The sequence below is a fragment of the Blautia faecis genome, assembly GCF_020554845.1.
Classification (GTDB): Bacteria; Bacillota; Clostridia; order Lachnospirales; family Lachnospiraceae; genus Blautia_A; species Blautia_A faecis.
In genome coordinates this window covers 1-19,218 of the sequence record NZ_JAJCIA010000035.1, presented here as the reverse complement: position 1 = coordinate 19,218, position 19,218 = coordinate 1, and the positions used below count along the sequence as shown (strand labels likewise).

Below are 19,218 nucleotides of genomic sequence, written 5' to 3'. Positions count from 1 at the left end.
ATAAACTTTCCTTTCCGAAGCATATTTGAGCTTCAATGGGGAATCAATACTCAAAATTAACGTCCATAATAATTCCCCCTTTGAGGCATATCATATGTTTATTTCAATTACATTAATTATAGTTTTTACTTATTTCTACGTCAAGCATATTACAAATCCGAATAAAAAGGAAACGGTAATCGTTTTAAACACGCTCTAGAAGAAAAAATGCACCAACCCGCTTGAGCCAGTGCGCATTTCGAGAAAATGTTATTTATATAATTTCTCCCAATGATCTTTTGTCATTACATTGGTATGTCCAACACGTACTTCATTAAAAAGTGGCACAGGAACTTCATTACAGGTATGATGGAAAACAAAGCCTAATTTTTCTTGTACGCGCTTTGATTTCCGGTTTCCATCGTAATAACCACACCAGATGGTTGTCATGCCAAGATCTTCAAACCCATGTCGTATTAGTGCACTGGCAGCTTCCGGCATATAGCCTCGTCCCCAGAATGGCTGCCCAAGCCAATATCCAAGTTCACATTCGTCATCCCGTTCGGTCATATCTGTATGGCTATTCAGAATTAATTCTATGCTACCAATCGCAATGTTATTTTCTTTTCTACAGATTGCGTAACACTCTGCTCCATTAAGCACATTTCTGATTACGTTTTTACTTTCTTCTACATTTTTGTGAGGAGGCCAGCCTGTAATAGGGCCAACTTCCGGATCCTTTGCATATTCAAATAAGCTTTCTGCATCTTCCTCAGTCCATTTTCTTAATATTAATCTTTGAGTTTCCAGCATTATCTTTTACCTCAACTTTTGTATTTCATTTCTTATCATACCAAGTATCAAATGAATCGTTCATCACAATTGGCGAAATCCAATAAAACTGCAATTTTATTTAGTAGCTGGCATATTTACTGCTGTCTTTGTTATAAACCACTAATCAATTTCCTCAAATAGTTCATCAAAGGTGATCTTTATTTGAGGGAAATGAATTAAGTGTAACTCGTCTTTATTTTCTTCAGTAATCGTCTTCAAAAGGTAGTATTTCGGAATCTCTCCTTCATAGTCTAGTTCATAGATTTCAACTGTTCTTTTACGCCAGTCAACAATCCAATACTCTTCAATCTCCTGTTCACAATATAACTGCATTTTCTCTGTCCGGTCATAATTTTCTGTTGATGGTGACAGAACTTCCATAACAAAACGCGGCGCATCTGTAAAAGTGTTTCCACGTCTTGATTTTGTACGGCAGTTTATGGAAGCATCAGGAATTACAATCTTGTTGTTTCCCTGATTATCTTTGAAACGATATTGAACATTATCCGAATATACATAGCATGTACTATTCTTTAACTGATATCTGATTGCTGCAACAAAATTTACGATTACCGCAGAATGTTCCGGCGTAGCTCCTGCCATATCTGTTATTTTCAAATCCCAATCCATGTTTTACACTCCTTTGTTTTATAATGTGGGTCAAGTTTATTATTAACCATTCCATTCACCTTTTTTATATTGAATGTATGCAATTATTTTTGTTTACTTCATTATAACATCATCCCGGTTAATTAGAAAAGTAATTTTTATGTTACTGTTCACTGGTAACATTCCGCGAGGTGTTTTTTGTGAACAAAGTTCACAGAAAACCCGAGAATTGCGGCGCGAAATCATGCGAATGCATGATTTCTGTGCATCGCGGAGCGGTTACTGGTCACGGAGTGAACAGTAACATTTTTATCCGCCTCCTGTATTGGCATAATTTGCTATCGATTTTACCCGGTTAGCTGTATTACATTTCATAGAAACAAAAAAACCTTGAAGAACCATATTTCTACAGTTCTCCAAGGTTATTCTTACGCTTGGACACATGTCACACCGAAGTATGACTTAAATATATATTCAGAATGAATTATTTATTTTTCTGAGCGATAGCTGCCTGAGCTGCTGCCAGACGAGCAACCGGTACACGGAATGGTGAGCAAGATACATAGTCAAGACCGATCTTGTTGCAGAACTCTACAGAAGATGGATCTCCACCGTGCTCTCCACAGATTCCGATGTGAAGGTTCGGGTTAACTGGCTTACCAAGTTTGATAGCCATATCCATAAGCTTACCAACACCAACCTGATCCAGTTTTGCAAATGGATCGTTCTCGAAGATCTTAGCATCATAGTAAGCATTAAGGAATTTACCAGCGTCATCACGGGAGAAGCCGTATGTCATCTGAGTTAAGTCGTTGGTACCGAAGCAGAAGAAGTCAGCCTCAGAAGCGATCTGGTCAGCTGTAAGAGCTGCACGTGGGATCTCGATCATTGTACCTACTTCATATTTCAGATCTACGCCTGCTGCTGCGATCTCAGCGTCAGCTGTCTCAACAACAAACTTCTTAACATATTTAAGCTCTTTGATATCGCCTACTAACGGGATCATGATCTCTGGGCAGATATTCCAGTCAGCGTGAGCTTTCTTTACATTGATAGCTGCACGGATAACTGCTGTTGTCTGCATCTTAGCGATCTCTGGGTAAGTAACTGCCAGACGGCATCCACGATGTCCCATCATTGGGTTGAACTCATGAAGAGAAGCGATAATTGTCTTGATCTCTTCTACAGTCTTGCCCTGAGCATCAGCAAGCTTCTTGATGTCTTCCTCTTCTGTAGGAACGAACTCATGAAGCGGCGGATCCAGGAAACGGATTGTTACAGGGTTGCCCTCGAGAGCCTCGAACAGACCTTCGAAGTCTTCCTGCTGATATGGAAGAACCTTAGCAAGTGCTGCTTCTCTCTCCTCAGCTGTTGTGGAGCAGATCATCTCACGGAATGCATCGATACGTCCCTCACCGAAGAACATATGCTCTGTACGGCAAAGACCGATACCTTCAGCACCAAGCTCAACTGCTTTCTTAGCGTCAGCAGGAGTATCAGCGTTTGTACGAACTTTCATTGTTCTGTACTTGTCAGCCCATGCCATGATACGTCCGAACTCACCAGCGATTGTAGCGTCTACTGTCGGGATGATTCCGTCGTAGATGTTACCTGTTGTACCATCGATGGAAAGGAAATCTCCCTCGTGGAACTCTTTGCCAGCAAGTGTAAATTTCTTATTAGCTTCGTCCATAGCGATATCACCGCATCCGGATACACAGCACTCACCCATACCACGGGCAACTACTGCTGCATGAGATGTCATACCACCACGAACTGTCAGGATACCTTCAGCAGATTTCATACCTGTGATATCCTCTGGGGATGTCTCAAGACGAACAAGGATAACCTTCTCGCCTCTCTCAGCCCACTCTACAGCGTCATCAGCTGTGAATACGATCTTACCACAAGCAGCTCCTGGAGAAGCTCCAAGACCTTTGCCCATTGGTGTAGCAGCTTTCAGAGCCTTAGCGTCGAACTGCGGATGAAGAAGAGTATCAAGGTTACGAGGATCGATCATAGCTACTGCTTCTTCCTCTGTTCTCATTCCCTCATCAACAAGGTCACAAGCGATCTTCAGAGCAGCCTGAGCGGTTCTCTTACCATTACGTGTCTGCAGCATGTATAACTGGCCATGCTCAACAGTGAACTCCATATCCTGCATATCTCTGTAGTGTGTCTCCAGAGTATGGCAAACTTCTGTAAATTTCTTGAATGCTTCCGGGAACTTCTGCTCCATCTCAGCGATGTGCATAGGTGTACGAACACCAGCAACAACGTCCTCACCCTGTGCATTGGTAAGGAACTCACCGAACAGACCTTTGTTTCCTGTAGCTGGGTCTCTTGTAAATGCAACACCAGTACCACAGTCATCACCCATGTTACCGAATGCCATCATCTGTACGTTAACAGCTGTACCCCAGGAATATGGGATATCGTTGTCACGACGATATACGTTGGCACGTGGGTTGTCCCAGGAACGGAATACGGCTTTGATTGCACCAACTAACTGCTCTTTCGGGTCAGCCGGGAAATCGGAACCGATTTTTTCTTTATATTCAGCCTTGAACTGCATAGCAAGTTCTTTAAGATCGTCAGCTGTAAGCTCAACGTCAAGTTTAACGCCTCTTTCAGCTTTCATTTTGTCGATAAGCTCTTCGAAATATTTCTTACCAACTTCCATAACTACGTCAGAGTACATCTGGATAAATCTTCTGTAGCAGTCCCAAGCCCAACGTGGGTTGCCGGATTTCTCAGATAATACAGCTACAACGTCTTCATTTAAACCAAGGTTCAGGATAGTATCCATCATACCTGGCATAGAAGCTCTTGCGCCTGAACGAACGGAAACAAGCAGAGGATTCTCGATGTCACCGAATTTCTTTCCGGTAACTCCTTCCATCTTGGTGATTGCTTCCATGATCTGACCCATGATCTCGTCGTTGATCTGTCTTCCATCCTCATAGTACTGAGTACAAGCTTCAGTAGTGATTGTAAATCCCTGAGGTACAGGAAGTCCAAGGTTTGTCATCTCAGCAAGGTTAGCACCTTTACCACCCAGAAGGTTTCTCATATCAGCGTTACCTTCTGTAAACATGTAAACCCATTTTGCCATTTTACATTTTCCTCCTAAAAATTTGTTCATTGGTAACTGTTCAGTATCTTCACAGTTACTTTCATAAACATAAACTATGTTTTATACGCACATAGTTATTTTATAGGCTTATTCGTCATTCGTCAAGGTAATTCTGGCAAAAAACAGTCAATTTTTTATCATTTTCTCAATTTTTCTTTTTTCTTCCAGTATTCAGCACCAGATGACGGGGAACACCATTTACCATGATCGGCTGATAATCGCCCTGGATCAGTGGTTTAATATAGTCGATAAAGTCCTTGGTCACATTATTTGCATCCTTGTTCATCCAGTTTCTCGGAACCAGCTTCTCTTCATTGGCGATTCGGTGTACATCGTAAATTCCAGTAGCTGCCATATATGGATCGTCGGATACACGGTCGATGACTACCATCTTGCCGGTGTCACCTTCATCTGCTGCCTTTACGGCTGCACCGCCAACCATCATAGCCTCATCAATATCCACCCGGGATGCCATATGGGAAGCGCTTCTCTGAAGGGTGGAAAGCTCTACGGCACGGGTCTTGCAGCCGCACTCTGCTGCCAGGAAATTAGCCAGATAAGTAGCTGTTCCCTGAAGCTGCTTGTGTCCAAATGCATCTACGTAATCCCCTACACTGCCCAGCTCGCAGACATAGCGTCCGTCAGCCAGCTTGATTCCTTCAGATACTGCAATGACAACAGAGGATTTTTTCTTAAGGAGTTCTTTTACTTTGGCAAGGAATTTATCTACATCAAATGGAACTTCCGGAAGATAGATCAGATCCGGTCCATCACAGTCCTCAGACTTGGAAAGTGCAGTGGCACCTGTAAGCCAGCCTGCATTACGTCCCATGATTTCCATAATGGTAATCATGTTTTTCTTATAGGTGAGGCCTTCTGCATCACGGATCACTTCTTTTGTGGATGCTGCAATATATTTGGCTGCACTTCCGAAACCAGGCGTATGGTCAGTCAGAGCAAGGTCATTATCAATAGTCTTCGGTACGCCAAGGAATTTCTGTGTCTGACCAGTGATAATCGCATAATCGGAAAGTTTCTTAATGGTATCCATAGAGTCATTTCCACCAATATAGATAAATGCATAAATATCCAACTTATTCAGGATTTCAAAAATCTTCTCATAAATAGTCTTGTCTTCATGGATCTCCGGAAGCTTATAACGGCAGGAACCAAGAAATGCGGACGGAGTCCTTTTCAGAAGCTCAATGTCAAGCTCGGAATGGATCTGGGTAGAAAGGTCGATATACTGCTCGTCAAGCAGCCCCTGGATTCCGTGAAGCATTCCATATACCTTGTCAAAGCCACGCTCTACTGCATTCTTGTATACGCCTGCAAGACTAGAATTAATTACAGATGTTGGGCCTCCGGACTGTCCTACAATAATATTTCTTTTCTTTGCCATCGTGGTATTCCTCCTCTATTTCGAATGGATGTGGGTGTCGAAAATCTCTATGTCATTCACCCTATAATTGTATAGTTTACCAAAGGCATATGGCAAAGTCAATGTGATATTGTACGTTTTGCATATTTAATTATGTTTTTATGTCGTTTTTATATGAATTATTTATATTTCGGACAAATAATGCAATTTTTTAATGGTGAAATTTACAGATATAGTGATATAATGGAGAAAACGCGCTCTGTGGAGCTCTGCAGGCAGAATTCGCGCTCCACATATAACATCACACATGGAGGTTTTACATCATGAAAAGAGTTTTGGAAAATGACTTTCTGAAAGTGGCCATTGACGACCATGGGGCTGAGCTGGTCAGCATTTATGACAAAGAGAAAGACCGTGAGGTGATCTGGCAGGGAGATCCCAGGTTCTGGGGACGTCATGCGCCGGTTCTTTTTCCAAATGTAGGAAAGCATTATGGAAATCATTACCGGATCGGTGATAAGGAATATGCTTCCAAGCAGCATGGCTTTGCCCGTGACACAGATTTCACATGTATTGATTCCACACTGGATTCCGTAACCCACCAGATTCGTTCTACAGAAGAGACCAAAGAGGTTTATCCTTTTGATTTCGTGCTCCGCATCCGTCATATTCTGAAGGGGCGCACCCTTACAGTCAGCTGGAAGGTAGCAAATAACAGTGACACGGATATGTATTTCGCCATCGGCGGACATCCGGCATTTCGTGTACCGGTTCTGCCGGATACCAGAAGAAGTGATTACCGTCTTACCTTTGACGGACAGGAAAGCCTTACATACCTTCTTCTTGATCCGGAGAGCGGCACGGCCAAGGCTGAGGAAAAGGCCACTCTGAAGCTGGAAAATAGCACCTGCCAGATTGAGGATCACATGTTTGACCACGATGCACTGGTATTTGACAATCAGATCACAAGGGCCGGCATCCAGCTGCCAGACGGCACTCCTTATCTGGAGCTGCGCTGTGTGGGATTCCCCAATTTCGGGATCTGGTCAGCTTCCCAGGATGCCCCATTTGTCTGCCTGGAGCCATGGATGGGACGCTGCGATGATTGCGGATTCACAGGAGATCTGTCGGAGAAACCATTTATCAATCAACTGAAAATGGATGAGATGTTTGAAACGGCATATACTATTGAAATATTCTAAATCGTGTTTGAAAAGGGCTTTCTGCAAGATGTTCGTCACAATTTGTGGGAGATCATGCCCGGATGAGGGCGCCGCAGCGGGCTACGCAACCGAATTTGGGCAAAATATACTGCAAAGCGAGGCGTGCAGATTGTGGGAATGATTTTTCAGACACATTCTAAGCAGAGCAAAAAAATATCGGTACACTTCCGCGCTTCTGGAAGTGTACCGATATTTTATTCACTCACTTTTCAGTTTCATAAGGCATCCTCAGTTTTTCCCCAGATTGTGTCTGAAAAAGGCTTTCTGCAAGATGTTCGTCACAATTTGCGAGAATGATTTTTCAAACAGGCTCTAGCATTAGCGTAAACTGCCACCATCACCACAGTAACCGCAAACACAAACATCATCCCATACTGATGGTATCCCTTTGCGAGCAGGCTCCTTCTGCCTTTAAAGCATCTGGACAAGGCCTGCAGAACCGCATAGTGAAGAACATAGATAAGCATGGAATAGTCTTTTCCCACTTTTGCCAATGCTCTGGTAAGAGAATTCTCCACATAAAAATTCTGCCAGCCAATAAAAAGAAGAAAGATGCAGATTGCCAGAAAAATGGTTCCAGCATACTCTTCCTGGGTTCCCAGGACATTTCGCTTTTCCAGCCACTTCTGCTCCATAACAGCCATATTCCAGAAAACAGGAAGTCCACACAGCAAAAATCCCATTTTCTTCCTGTCCAGAAAGCTAAGAAGAGCCTCCTTTCTGGATCCAAACCAGCAGCCCAGCCAGAAAAAGGGAAGTCCGCAGTACAGAAAGTTCCTTGCATAATAAATATGACAGTCTTCTTTTCCCACAAAAAACAGGGAATAGCTTCCCTTTATGAGACTTCCCGCCAACAGCACCGGAATCGCCAGATAAGCCAGCTTTCTCAGTCCCAGATGTTCTACAATAAAAGCAATTACAAGCACATAGAGAAGTGCCTGCAGATACCACAGGTGCGGTGAAAGCGGGGAAAAATTCCACAAAATAAAATCCTCCGGAACTCTTTTCTCAAACCTTGCAAGCAGTGCTTCTTTTATATTTTCTCTTTTCTCAACTGCCAGAAGGATTTCCCATAGCAGGTAAAACAGATTTGCGCCAATGGTAATGGTGAAAATTTTGCCAAACTGCTTCAGTTCCCGTTTCTTCGCCACTGTTTCCGGGTAAAAGAATCCGGTGATCATAAAAAACACAGGCACTGCAAAACGGCACAGGATCAGGAATTCATCTCCCCCCTGTATTTCCAGAGGCTTGTGGATCTCAACCACTGCAATAGCAGCCAGGCATTTCAAAATATCAATACACGTCCAACGTCTTTTTTTCATTTCCTCGTAACTCCAATAACTGCTGTTCCGGGCAAATACGGACAGCAAAAGGACCAACCATCTGATTTCAGAAAGTCAGCCCTTTTATTACTTTATATACACTCCACGCGGTTTCCACACGCTGCTGCGGCATTTTCAGATTCCTGTTATATGAGGATTCTGAACTGCCTGTCACATAAATCAGAATGTAAATTTATCTGCGAAGTAAGCATCCAGCTCATCAATCTTAATACGAACCTGCTCCATGGAATCACGGTCACGGACAGTTACCATTCCGTCAGTTTCGGAATCGAAATCGTAGGTTACGCAGAACGGAGTACCGATCTCGTCCTGTCTTCTGTAACGTTTACCGATGTTTCCACGATCATCAAATTCGCAGTTGTATTTCTTTGATAACTGAGCGTAGATTTTCTCAGCGCCCTCGTTCAGCTTCTTGGAAAGCGGAAGCACACCGATCTTAACCGGTGCAAGTGCCGGATGGAAGTGAAGGACTGTACGAACGTCGTTCTTCTCTGCATCCAGAACCTCCTCATCATATGCACTGCAAAGGAATGCAAGAACCACACGGTCAGCACCAAGTGACGGCTCGATTACATATGGGATATATTTCTGCTTCTTCTCATCATCGAAGTAAGTAAGATCCTGTCCGGATACATTCTGGTGCTGGGTAAGGTCGTAGTCTGTTCTGTCTGCGATTCCCCAAAGCTCGCCCCATCCAAATGGGAAAAGGAACTCAACGTCTGTAGTAGCCTTGCTGTAGAAGCTCAGCTCTTCCTTGTCATGGTCACGGTAACGTACTTCCTCATCCTTCAGTCCAAGAGAATGCAGCCAGTTCAGGCAGAAGCTCTTCCAGTATGCAAACCACTCAAGGTCTGTGTCCGGCTCGCAGAAGAACTCAAGCTCCATCTGCTCGAACTCACGGGTACGGAATGTGAAGTTACCAGGTGTGATCTCGTTACGGAAGGATTTACCGATCTGACCGATACCAAATGGAATCTTCTTACGGGATGTTCTCTGTACGTTCTTGAAGTTTACAAAAATACCCTGTGCTGTCTCAGGTCTTAAATATACAGTATTCTTAGCATCCTCAGTTACGCCCTGGAAGGTCTTGAACATCAGGTTGAACTGACGGATATCTGTGAAATTGTGTTTGCCACAGGAAGGACATGGAACATTATGCTCTTCGATGAAATTCTTCATCTCTTCCTGAGACCATCCGTCTACAGAGCTCTCAAGCTCAATGCCGTGCTCCTGGCTGTAGTCCTCGATGATCTTGTCTGCGCGGAAACGCTCATGGCACTCTTTACAATCCATAAGCGGATCAGAGAAGCTTCCCAGATGTCCGGATGCGACCCAGGTCTGCGGGTTCATCAGGATGGCACAGTCAACACCTACGTTGTACGGAGACTCCTGAATGAATTTCTGCCACCATGCGCGCTTTACGTTATTCTTAAGCTCTACGCCAAGGTTGCCGTAATCCCATGTATTCGCAAGACCTCCATAGATCTCAGAACCCGGGTAAACAAATCCTCTTGCTTTTGCCAGAGCAATAATCTTGTCCATTGTTTTTTCCATGATATCTCTCCTCATTGTTTGATAGATGATTTTCTAATATTATACTCGCAACTTTTCTTTTTGTAAAGTTATACCGCGTACTCAATTCCGTACATTCTGCCGCAAAAACACAATTTCCGCACTTTTGAACAGCAAATCATGTGCTGCTATCGAAGTATAGAGCAAAGCACGTTAATCAGCTTTCCTGTTATGTGCAACATCCAATCCACTTACATCATAACTTCTAATATCTGCAAACTCTTAAATTTCTTATCCGTATTCCCTGCCACATAAGGCTGAATATGCCGTTCCAGCTCCCACAGCACCTCATCGGTCACTGTAAAGCTGTATAGCTTCGTCATGGGCGAGCTTACAATGTACTGCATGGTATAAAGTGCTGCCGGGGAAATCCGGCGGGCGGTTCTGGCTTCTCCGGGGCTTGCTTTCTTCAGGCAGTCCCCATCCAGGATTCCATGTGCCTCCTGGGAAAAGAACAGATTCTCTTTTCCGGTGATCTCCTCCCCACAGTTCACACACCGGAAAAGCTCCGGCATCAGCCCCTGCTCTGTCATAGTTCGCAGTTCAAAAATGCACCTTACCAGCCGGTCATCGATTTCCGGATTCAGGAGAGCCTTCACAGTGAGATAAAGAAGATTCATCATATTCTTCTCATCTGTGCCCTCTCTTCCGAAATAATCTGCCAGCTCCAGAAAATAATAGCCATAATAAACTCCTGGCTGTCTGGCGGCCAGCTCCACAAAATGATGGGTCACGGTCACCTGGTTCAGATTGTAGCTGCTGCGCCCTTCATACAGGGTGAAATTCCCGAACACAAAAGGATTGGCAGCTGCCATAAACGGGCTGTTCTGCCGTCTGGCACCCTTGGCGAAAGCGGAAATCTTCCCCCTCTCCCTGGTAAGAAGCACGATTCGCTTGTCATACTCTCCCACAGGCTGCGCAGAAAGTACAATTCCCTGTACCGTGATCAGATCACTCATTTTCAGATTTCCTTCTTATCATATCCAAAGTTTTTGATCATAAAATCACTGTCACGCCAGTCTTTTTTCACCTTTACCCAAAGCTTCAGGTTTACCTTGGAATCCAGCATACGTTCCAATTCAAATCTGGCGTTGCTGCCGATCTTCTTCAGCATGGCACCGCCTTTTCCAATGATAATGCCCTTGTGGGAATCCCTCTCACAAATAATGGTCGCCTCAATATCCACCATAGGATTTTTGCCCGGACGCTCCTTCATTTTGTCAATTGCCACTGCGATTCCATGTGGAATCTCCGCATCCAGTGCGTGAAGCGCCTTCTCACGGATCACCTCTGCCACGATCTGGCGCTGAGGCTGGTCCGTTACGGTATCCTCATCATAGAACATGGGTCCATAAGGCAGATATTTCAAAATACTGTCAATAATATCCTCTGTGTTCTGTCCGCGGAGTGCAGAGCAAGGGATAATCTCTGCAAAATCACAGATCTTGCGGTACGTATCGATTGCCGGAAGGATCTCCTCTTTTTTCACTGTATCGATCTTATTAATGATCAAAATGACCGGCACGCCAACGCCCTGGAGCTGCTCTGCAATGTGGCGCTCACCGGCTCCAATGAAGGTAGACGGCTCAACCAGCCACATAATTGCATCCACCTCTTTCAGGGTACGCTCTGCAACGGCTACCATATACTCTCCAAGCTTATTCTTCGCCTTATGGATACCAGGCGTATCCAGAAAAACGATCTGTCCCTTCTCACAGGTATAGACTGTCTGGATGCGGTTTCTGGTGGTCTGGGGCTTCTTGGATGTGATCGCGATCTTCTGGCCGATCAGATGGTTCATCAGGGTAGATTTCCCAACGTTCGGGCGGCCAATAATTGCAACAAATCCGGATTTAAAATCTGGTGTCATTAAAATATATCCTCATCTTTCTTAACTTTTATCAGCAGCTTACCAGCGGCTTGGTCTCCATAAATACATCCTTCGCCTTCTCGATTGCATTCTCGCTTCCAACCACACAGAGCTGGTCATCGGAGAGAACTGCCTGGATCAGAGGAGCCAGTGCATGGATATCCTCTACTGTAGCATTCAGGATCTGGTCACGCTCTTTTTGCAGCATCTCCACAGTGAGACCGCGGAAATAAGCCATTCTGCCAAGGGCGCCCTGTGTCTGCGGTGTTCTTGGAACATCCTTTCCGCTGATAGTACCGATAATGTATTTGGTCATTTCACGTTCATCCGCTGCAAAGGTACGCACATATTCCGGCACACCCTCATATACTTCAAGAGTTCTGCGAAGATGGGGGTCTCTATAAGAAACGAAATAACTCTCCCCACTTCTCTTAAAGCCGCTCATACAGCCATATGCGCCGCCCTTTACACGAAGATTGATCCACAGATAATCATAGCTTAAGGCAACCTTCAGAATTTCCAGGGCACCAGTATAGGTGAAGCCTTTTTTTACAAAGTTACCGGTTCTTGCCACATACTGAACCTGTCCGGAGGTCTTAAAGCCCTCGTTCTTTTTCCTGCAGGTAATGGCAGTTTCCGGAACCTCACAGGTGCTCTCCGGCAGGCTCTTCTTCAGGGCACCGCTTAAGGTCTTCACCTGTTCCACAGACTCTCTTTCTCCGGTATAGCTTACCATGAAGGAATCCTTTCGGATGATCTCTGCCATGGCGTTCTGAAGTCCGGCTACGATCTCGTCCTTTTTCTCCTGGAAATTCTTCTCAAGGTCTTCGATAAATTTGTAATAGCCCACACCTGCCATCTCATCCTGATATTCTGCCATTGGAGAACCGTAGGCAGCGCTGCGGAGTACTGCTGTCTGATGACCTGCGCCAATCAGGGAAGCCTGTCCTCTGGACCTGATTTCCCCGATAATCTCACCAAGACGTCTGGTATCTGAAAGCTTAGAAGTATTCAGGATTTCTTCCATCATCTGGAACAGGAAATCCATCTGGGAATACAGTGCTTTGCCCCGGATGGTAAACATGGTACGGAATGCTTCCGGGTCGTTCGCCTTGTCAAAAACATCTACGCCGCACTGGATACCGCCGGTTCTGGCATTGGTCTCATTAAACAGCTGACCATAAGTGTAATTCTTTGTATCCACATATCCGAGAACAGACTTCAAAAGTCCAAGATAATGGACCTTCTCAACAGCCATATCCTTAATCTCGAACATAATATTTACATAACCGATTCCATTGGTGCACACATCCTGATACAGGAACAGACTGTTCTCCACCTGAAGCTCTTCGTTGGAAAAACCATTCACTTCTTTGCGGATATCGGAACGCTTCAGCATAGGAATGCATTCCAGGTCCTCCGGTCTCTCCTCAGACTCCTGGTAAGCCTCAAGGGCTTTTGTCTTTCTTACCATTTCTTCCAGCTGTTCATCGGAAAGGCTGCTTCTGTATGCTTCCAGCCTGTCTGCCAGCTCTTTCTCACGCTGGGCTGCAAGACCGCGCTTCGGCACAAGAGTCAGGATCGCACCATGTGTATTGTCCAGAAGCCATTTCTGGATCAGATTCTCGAAATAGCCTTCATTTACTGCAATTTTCAGCTGATCATAAATCTCCAGAAGCTTTACCTGGGAAAAAGCATTCTCATCATCATAAAGCCAGCTTCCCATAATATCCAGTCCATACATCAGACCTTTTGGAAACTGTCCAAAATCTGCTTCGCGGTAACGGAACTCCATGTAATTGATTCCGGAAAGAACCGCCTTCTTATCAATTCCATTTTTCACAATGTCCTGAAGGCAATTTCGGATAATGGAAACAAATTCCTCCTTCCGGGCAGCTCTGGCACCTTTTGCAATCACGGAGAAATACGGCTGCAAAACACCGTCGCTGTAATCGCCATAAATATCCTTACCGATTCCGGCGTCCAGAAGAGCCTGCTTCAGCGGTGCTCCCGGCGCACTTAAAAGTGCATAATCCAACACATCAAATGCCACACCCAGGGTACTGTCCATGGCATTTCCTACAACCATGTTATAGGAGAGATAGGTGTTATCCTCTTCTTCCTCGTTCTCCGCAATGGGATACTCGATCTGCAGGTCTTTCACCTGGGAAAAAGCTGCCTGCTCCTTAATACTGGAATCAACGTCCAAAGCCTCAAATGCGGACAGATATTTCTCATCAATAAATCGCAACTTCTCTTCCATGTCCATATTTCCGTAAAGGTAAATATAGCTGTTGGACGGATGATAGTAGGTGCGGTGGAAATCCAGAAACTCTTCATAGGAAAGCTCCGGAATATTCTCCGGATTGCCGCCGGATTCCACGCCGTAGGTATTGTCCGGGAAAAGATGGTTCATAATTTCTCTTTCCAGCACCTCGTCCGGGGAAGAAAATGCGCCCTTCATCTCATTGTATACAACACCATTGTATGTGAGCGGGCCTTCCTTCTTCTCCAGATGGTAATTCCATCCTTCCTGGCGGAAAATCTCCTCTTTCTTATAAATATTCGGGTAAAAAACAGCGTCCAGATACACATGCATCAGGTTCTGGAAATCCTGGTCATTGCAGCTTGCCACCGGATAACAGGTCTTGTCCGGGTAGGTCATGGCATTCAGGAAGGTATTCAGAGAGCCCTTTACCAGCTCTACAAATGGATCCTTCAGCGGAAACTCGCGGGAGCCGCACAGAACGCTGTGTTCCAGAATGTGGGGAACACCGGTGCTGTTCTTCGGCGTAGTACGAAAGGCAATGGAAAATACCTTATTCTCATCATCATTCTCGATCAGAACCAGTCTGGCTCCTGTTTTCTTATGGCGAACCAGATATCCGGCGGAATGGATATCGGTCAGATTCTCCTGTTTCAAAACCTCGTATGCAGGAATGTTCTCTTTTTTCATTTTTTCCTCCAAATAGTGCCCAATCAGTTTGTTTAAACAACCGGTATTGGGATGTATTTAATTCATTTCTTCGATTATGCTGAATTACACTGCACTTAAAAGCTTTATACAATGCAGCTGATAATTCCGGAGCATCTTCAACTTCTTGCATTAGTATAACACACAAAAAAGTATCTTACTACAACAAAATTCTTTTAAAAAGAACCGCCCCTGCGGGCGAATCTGGTAGGATTCTTCCTGCAGGGGCGGTTCTGATTATTTAATTGTGATTTGTTAATCCTGTTCTTTTTTGCGGCGTCTTCTGGTTGTTTCTTCGATTGCGAGAGCTGCAACAAAGAACAATGCCATATAGAAGCCGATTGGTGTGTCATCACCTGTCTTAACACCTGTGGAGGTGCCTGGGGTTGGTGTAGGAGTTATGGTCTCCTCAGGAGTTACAGTAGGTGTTGCTTCCGGTTGTTTCTGGTTAATGATGGTTACCTCTGCATTGAGATTATTTTCATCAAACAGTACATTTCCATTTTCAACAGTTACTGCGTATCTGAATCCGTCTGTACCATCTACCAGATTTCCTTCTGCATCTGTCTCTGCAACATAGAGCGTAAAGGCTTCATCCGGTATTACAACTGCCTGTGTACTCTCAGATACTGTGGAGCCGCCTGCAAGATCAAGTGTCAGGATGTTCTTCTCTGTTCTTGTGGAAAGAGTTGTGCACTCTTTGTCATCAAAGATACCTGCATAGAAAATCTCATCACTTTCCAGGGCATTTCCATCTGCACCAAGAAGCTTCTTGGTTACATTCAGAGTCGCGATCTTGTAGAATCCATCCGGCCATTCGCTGAACTGGTTCTCGAATGTGATGCTGCTCTTTGCGCCATCCTCAGTTACGGTGATTGCCTGTCCCTGTGGATAAACCGGTACATAAACCTTTTCATCCGGCGTCATGCCTGAATCAATTGCTTTTCCGGTTACATCTGTCTCACTTACATAGTAGGTTCTTCCAAGATCCAGATTGGTAAAGGTAACTGTGGAAGAAGATGCATTCTTAAACTCAAGTGCTTTTACATCAGAAGCAGGAATTGTGCATTCTGCATCTGCGAAAAGTGCTGCGTAGAAGGTCATATCCTTAGCGCCTGCAAGTGCATCGTTCAGCTTCAGTTCCTTGGTGATCTCAATAGCAGCGGTCTTGCTCTTTGTCATGGCATCCTTCATCTCAACTGCATTTTTGGTGTCATCTGCATCAACAGTGAAGGTGATCGGCTCTGCGATCTCATATCCTGATGGTGCTTCTGCCTCAACCAGTTTGTAGGTCTTGCCAAGAACAAGTTTCGCTGTGATCACATGTGGTGTACCATCTGAGGTCCACTCTTCCACAACCTTATCCTGGTCATCTACTACCTGAAGTTTTGCTCCTGCAAGAGCTTTCAGGGTGGTGTCGTCTACCTTGGAAATGGTAACCTTGGTAGTATCGTTGACAAATTTCATGGCTGTCTCAGTGTAATCTTCTCCATTTACCTTGGTGGTAAGCTTCAGAGTTCCGTCACGGTTGTCTTCTACATTTACAGTTACTGTATAAACAGTTTTGTCGTATACGTAGGTGTCTGCCTCTGATGGGAGCTTTTCGTTTACGGTGTAGGTAAAGGTCTTGCCAGCATCTTTCTCTGTATAGGAAAGCTTGCTGAAGCTGATCGCACCTTTCTCGTCGTTCTTAACTGTCTCAATTACCTTGCCATCTGCATCTTTCAGTTCGAATTCGAAGGTTCCAAGCTGCTCAGCTTCTACCTTCATGGACTTCTGGGCTTTCAGTTCAAGGTCAGCGGAAGCGCTGTAGGTATTCGTGAAGGTAACTGCTCCAGTGAGGTCTTCACTCTTTACAGGTTCGCCGTTCTTTGTGACAGAAGTAACTTTCGCTGTTAACTTGCCTGCATTGTCGTCTGTTACGTCTACTTTTACAACGTATTTTCTTTCATCATACTGGTATGCCGGTTTCTCATCTTTTACTTCTGTGATCTGGTAATAATGGGTTCCGGATTCCTTGTATGTGATGATTGGGAATGTGATGGTGCCGCCGTCAGCATTCTTCACAGTTTCGTTGTAACCATTTTCTACTGCCTTTCCATCTGCATCCATTTCTGTTGCCTGGAAGCTGAACTGCTCTGCTTCCAGTGTCTGGCCTTCCAGAGTCTTGGTTGCACCAAGAGCGATCTGACCAGATGTGGTGTAGGTGTTGGTAAATTCCATACCTGTTACAGTGGCATCCTCAGAGGTTGCCTTGGAGGAATGGATGACTGGGGTTACGGTTAAGGTACCGTTGCCTGCATCTGTTACGGTTGCGTTGATGGTGTAGATGGTGTCGTCGTAGGTGTAACCTGCTGCGTCACCTTTCACCTCATTTACGGTGTACTGGTATTCGCCGGTATCATCTACTTTCTTATCTGTGTTGTCTTTTACAAGGCTGTACTTGATTTCGTCAAAGGTTACGTTTCCGTCAGCATCGTTGGTCTTGGTCTGAAGAACAGTGCCATCTTTGTCGCGAAGTTCGAATGTAAACTGACCTTCTGTAAGTGGTGTCTCTGTGGTTGTCAGAGTCTTCTTAGCTGTCAGGTTCAGACTTCCGGATGCGGAGTAGGTGTTCTTCATCTCAACTTTGTTGTCGATGTCATTCTCACTTACCGTAAACTCAACAGGATCTGCCAGGGTATAACCAGCTGGAGCGGATTTCTCGACTAACTTGTAGGTTTCGCCGAGGATCAGTTTGCCAGTGATTACGCGTGGGTTGTCCTTAGTTGAAGTTGTCCAACTATCGATTACCACGCCGTCCTTGTCCTGGATTTCGAGTACTACGCCTGAAAGCTGATTGCCAAGGGCGTCTACTTTGGTGATGGTTACCTTGGTGGTGTCATCTTCTACCAGGTATACCTTGTTACCATCTGTATCTGTTGTAGTTTTTGCATTGGTTTCAATAGTTCCATCTTTTTTAACAGTAAACTCAATATCTGTTGCATACTTATAACCAGCAGGAGCTACTGTTTCTCTAAGAATATAGCTCTTTCCAGCTTCAAGTTTAGGACCAAAGTCGTGAGTTTTACCTTTTTCAGAAACCCACTCATCTACAGTCTTACCTGTTTCCTTATCAATTACTACAAGATGAGCACCTTCTACTTCTTTACCATTTCCAAGTTCTACTTTGTTGACATTGAAATGTAGTTTGGCATCTACCAGAGTCAGTTTATTGCCAACTATTGTTTTGTTGTCCACTGTAATAGTTCCATCAGCTTCTACTTTAAAGGTAATTGGATCAGCTGCAACATAGCCTGTCGGAACATTAATTTCCTCCAGTGTATAAGTGTTTCCTGCAATCAGCTTACCAATAATATCATAGCTGGTATCATCTGTTTTCCAGCTTGCTACTACATTTCCATTATCATCTTTTACAGAAATCTGAAGCTTTGCATTCTTTACTGGATTTCCTTCATCATCGACTTTGTCGACAGTTACTGTAGTTGGAGTATTGACTACATCATAATTGCCAATTCCCTGTGCAGTAATATATCCATCTACTTTATCCTCTGTTATGGTGTATTCAATTTCCTGCCCTTTTTCGTATTTCGGCTGATCTGCAAATTTCCATTTCCAGTCATCTGTCTTTGTTACAGTCTTGGAAGCAACCAATTTTTTATTTGCATAAAGATTAATAGTGATAGTTTCTGGTCTGATGTCTGCATTGCCATTGTCATTCCAGGTCTTGGTTCCTTCAATGTTCACACTTTCTGGAGTGTGGATATTGGTTATCACATAACCGTCTTTGGCGCTTCCACTTACGTTTGCTGTATAACCGTTCACATTTGTGGTTTCAACTACGGTATACTTGATTTCCTGTCCCTTCTTATATTTATCCAGATCTTGGAAGGTTCCCTTCCAGCCATTGCCTTCATTCAGCTTCAGGACTTTTCCTGCTACTGCGCTTCCATCTGCATACAGCTGGACTTCTACTTCTCCCACTCGTTTTCCGTCCTGGTTGTTGCTGTCGTCCCAGCTCTTGCTTACCGGAATGTTTACCTTATCTGGCGTATGCTGATTGGTTACCACATAACCTTCTTCTGCATTTCCGCTTACGCTTGCTGTATAACCGTCCACATTTGTGGTCTCTTTTACCGTGTAACTGATTTTCTTGCCATTCTGGTATTTATCCAGTTCTATGAAGGTTCCCTTCCAGCCATTACCTTCATTCAGTTTCAGGACTTTTCCTGCTACTGCGCATCCATCTGCATACAGCTGGACTTCTACTTCTCCCACTCGTTTTCCGTCCTGGTTG

The 19,218-nt window shown here is 44.5% G+C and carries 12 protein-coding genes and 1 pseudogene; 2 read left to right on the top strand and 11 right to left on the bottom strand.

Annotated elements, in window-relative coordinates:
• Nucleotides 1–249: 249 nt before the first annotated feature.
• The 4 genes from LIZ66_RS14745 to LIZ66_RS14730 form a co-directional block, all read right to left on the bottom strand.
• A complete protein-coding gene (locus LIZ66_RS14745) occupies nt 250–792 on the bottom strand; it encodes a GNAT family N-acetyltransferase (RefSeq protein WP_148462320.1) in 543 nt (180 codons plus the stop codon).
• Nucleotides 793–933: 141 nt separating this feature from the next.
• Nucleotides 934–1,443, bottom strand: coding sequence for a Uma2 family endonuclease (locus LIZ66_RS14740; RefSeq protein WP_148462322.1), 510 nt, complete (start codon nt 1,441–1,443; stop codon nt 934–936).
• 463 nt (nt 1,444–1,906) lie between these two features.
• Nucleotides 1,907–4,537, bottom strand: a complete 2,631-nt coding sequence (ppdK, locus tag LIZ66_RS14735) for a pyruvate, phosphate dikinase (RefSeq protein WP_173771075.1) — start codon at nt 4,535–4,537, stop codon at nt 1,907–1,909.
• A gap of 166 nt (nt 4,538–4,703) precedes the next feature.
• Entirely contained in the window at nt 4,704–5,960 is a 1,257-nt protein-coding gene (locus LIZ66_RS14730) for a 6-phosphofructokinase (protein ID WP_227200957.1), read from the bottom strand.
• A gap of 302 nt (nt 5,961–6,262) precedes the next feature.
• Between LIZ66_RS14730 and LIZ66_RS14725 the strand changes: the two genes are divergently transcribed.
• Complete coding sequence (locus tag LIZ66_RS14725; RefSeq protein ID WP_148462326.1) at nt 6,263–7,141, top strand: aldose 1-epimerase family protein; 879 nt, start codon at nt 6,263–6,265, stop codon at nt 7,139–7,141.
• Nucleotides 7,142–7,169: 28 nt separating this feature from the next.
• A pseudogene (locus LIZ66_RS20140) lies at nt 7,170–7,252 on the top strand (DUF6783 domain-containing protein); the annotation flags it as partial.
• A 112-nt stretch (nt 7,253–7,364) separates the two neighbouring features.
• Here the strand turns inward: LIZ66_RS20140 and LIZ66_RS20135 are convergent.
• From LIZ66_RS20135 to LIZ66_RS14695, 7 genes are all read right to left on the bottom strand, one after another.
• Complete coding sequence (locus LIZ66_RS20135; RefSeq protein WP_368365039.1) at nt 7,365–7,457, bottom strand: DUF6783 domain-containing protein; 93 nt, start codon at nt 7,455–7,457, stop codon at nt 7,365–7,367.
• Nucleotides 7,441–8,484 carry an acyltransferase family protein gene (locus tag LIZ66_RS14720; RefSeq protein WP_173769365.1) on the bottom strand — a complete coding sequence of 348 codons (1,044 nt, stop codon included), beginning with the start codon at nt 8,482–8,484 and terminating at the stop codon, nt 7,441–7,443. Before LIZ66_RS14720 ends, LIZ66_RS20135 begins: the two co-directional genes overlap by 17 nt.
• 180 nt (nt 8,485–8,664) lie before the next feature.
• Nucleotides 8,665–10,059, bottom strand: a complete 1,395-nt coding sequence (locus tag LIZ66_RS14715; RefSeq protein WP_173719039.1) for a glycine--tRNA ligase — start codon at nt 10,057–10,059, stop codon at nt 8,665–8,667.
• Between the two features lie 209 nt (nt 10,060–10,268).
• Nucleotides 10,269–11,036 carry a DNA repair protein RecO gene (recO, locus tag LIZ66_RS14710; RefSeq protein ID WP_173771076.1) on the bottom strand — a complete coding sequence of 256 codons (768 nt, stop codon included), beginning with the start codon at nt 11,034–11,036 and terminating at the stop codon, nt 10,269–10,271.
• 2 nt (nt 11,037–11,038) lie between these two features.
• Nucleotides 11,039–11,947: a GTPase Era gene (gene era / locus LIZ66_RS14705; protein WP_118578648.1), complete on the bottom strand. Its 909-nt coding sequence runs from the start codon at nt 11,945–11,947 to the stop codon at nt 11,039–11,041.
• A gap of 31 nt (nt 11,948–11,978) precedes the next feature.
• Nucleotides 11,979–14,903: an insulinase family protein gene (locus tag LIZ66_RS14700; protein WP_227200956.1), complete on the bottom strand. Its 2,925-nt coding sequence runs from the start codon at nt 14,901–14,903 to the stop codon at nt 11,979–11,981.
• Nucleotides 14,904–15,176: 273 nt separating this feature from the next.
• The coding region (locus LIZ66_RS14695; RefSeq protein WP_264467174.1) for a SpaA isopeptide-forming pilin-related protein at nt 15,177–19,218 on the bottom strand (4,042 nt) is incomplete at its 5' end.

Coding starts and splice junctions, on each gene's coding strand:
- LIZ66_RS14720 (WP_173769365.1), bottom strand. CDS start 8,484: ATGAAAAAAAGACGTTGGACGTGTATTGATATTTTGAAATGCCTGGCT.
- LIZ66_RS14715 (WP_173719039.1), bottom strand. CDS start 10,059: ATGGAAAAAACAATGGACAAGATTATTGCTCTGGCAAAAGCAAGAGGA.
- ppdK (WP_173771075.1), bottom strand. CDS start 4,537: ATGGCAAAATGGGTTTACATGTTTACAGAAGGTAACGCTGATATGAGA.
- recO (WP_173771076.1), bottom strand. CDS start 11,036: ATGAGTGATCTGATCACGGTACAGGGAATTGTACTTTCTGCGCAGCCT.
- era (WP_118578648.1), bottom strand. CDS start 11,947: ATGACACCAGATTTTAAATCCGGATTTGTTGCAATTATTGGCCGCCCG.
- LIZ66_RS14700 (WP_227200956.1), bottom strand. CDS start 14,903: ATGAAAAAAGAGAACATTCCTGCATACGAGGTTTTGAAACAGGAGAAT.
- LIZ66_RS14725 (WP_148462326.1), top strand. CDS start 6,263: ATGAAAAGAGTTTTGGAAAATGACTTTCTGAAAGTGGCCATTGACGAC.
- LIZ66_RS14730 (WP_227200957.1), bottom strand. CDS start 5,960: ATGGCAAAGAAAAGAAATATTATTGTAGGACAGTCCGGAGGCCCAACA.
- LIZ66_RS14745 (WP_148462320.1), bottom strand. CDS start 792: ATGCTGGAAACTCAAAGATTAATATTAAGAAAATGGACTGAGGAAGAT.
- LIZ66_RS14740 (WP_148462322.1), bottom strand. CDS start 1,443: ATGGATTGGGATTTGAAAATAACAGATATGGCAGGAGCTACGCCGGAA.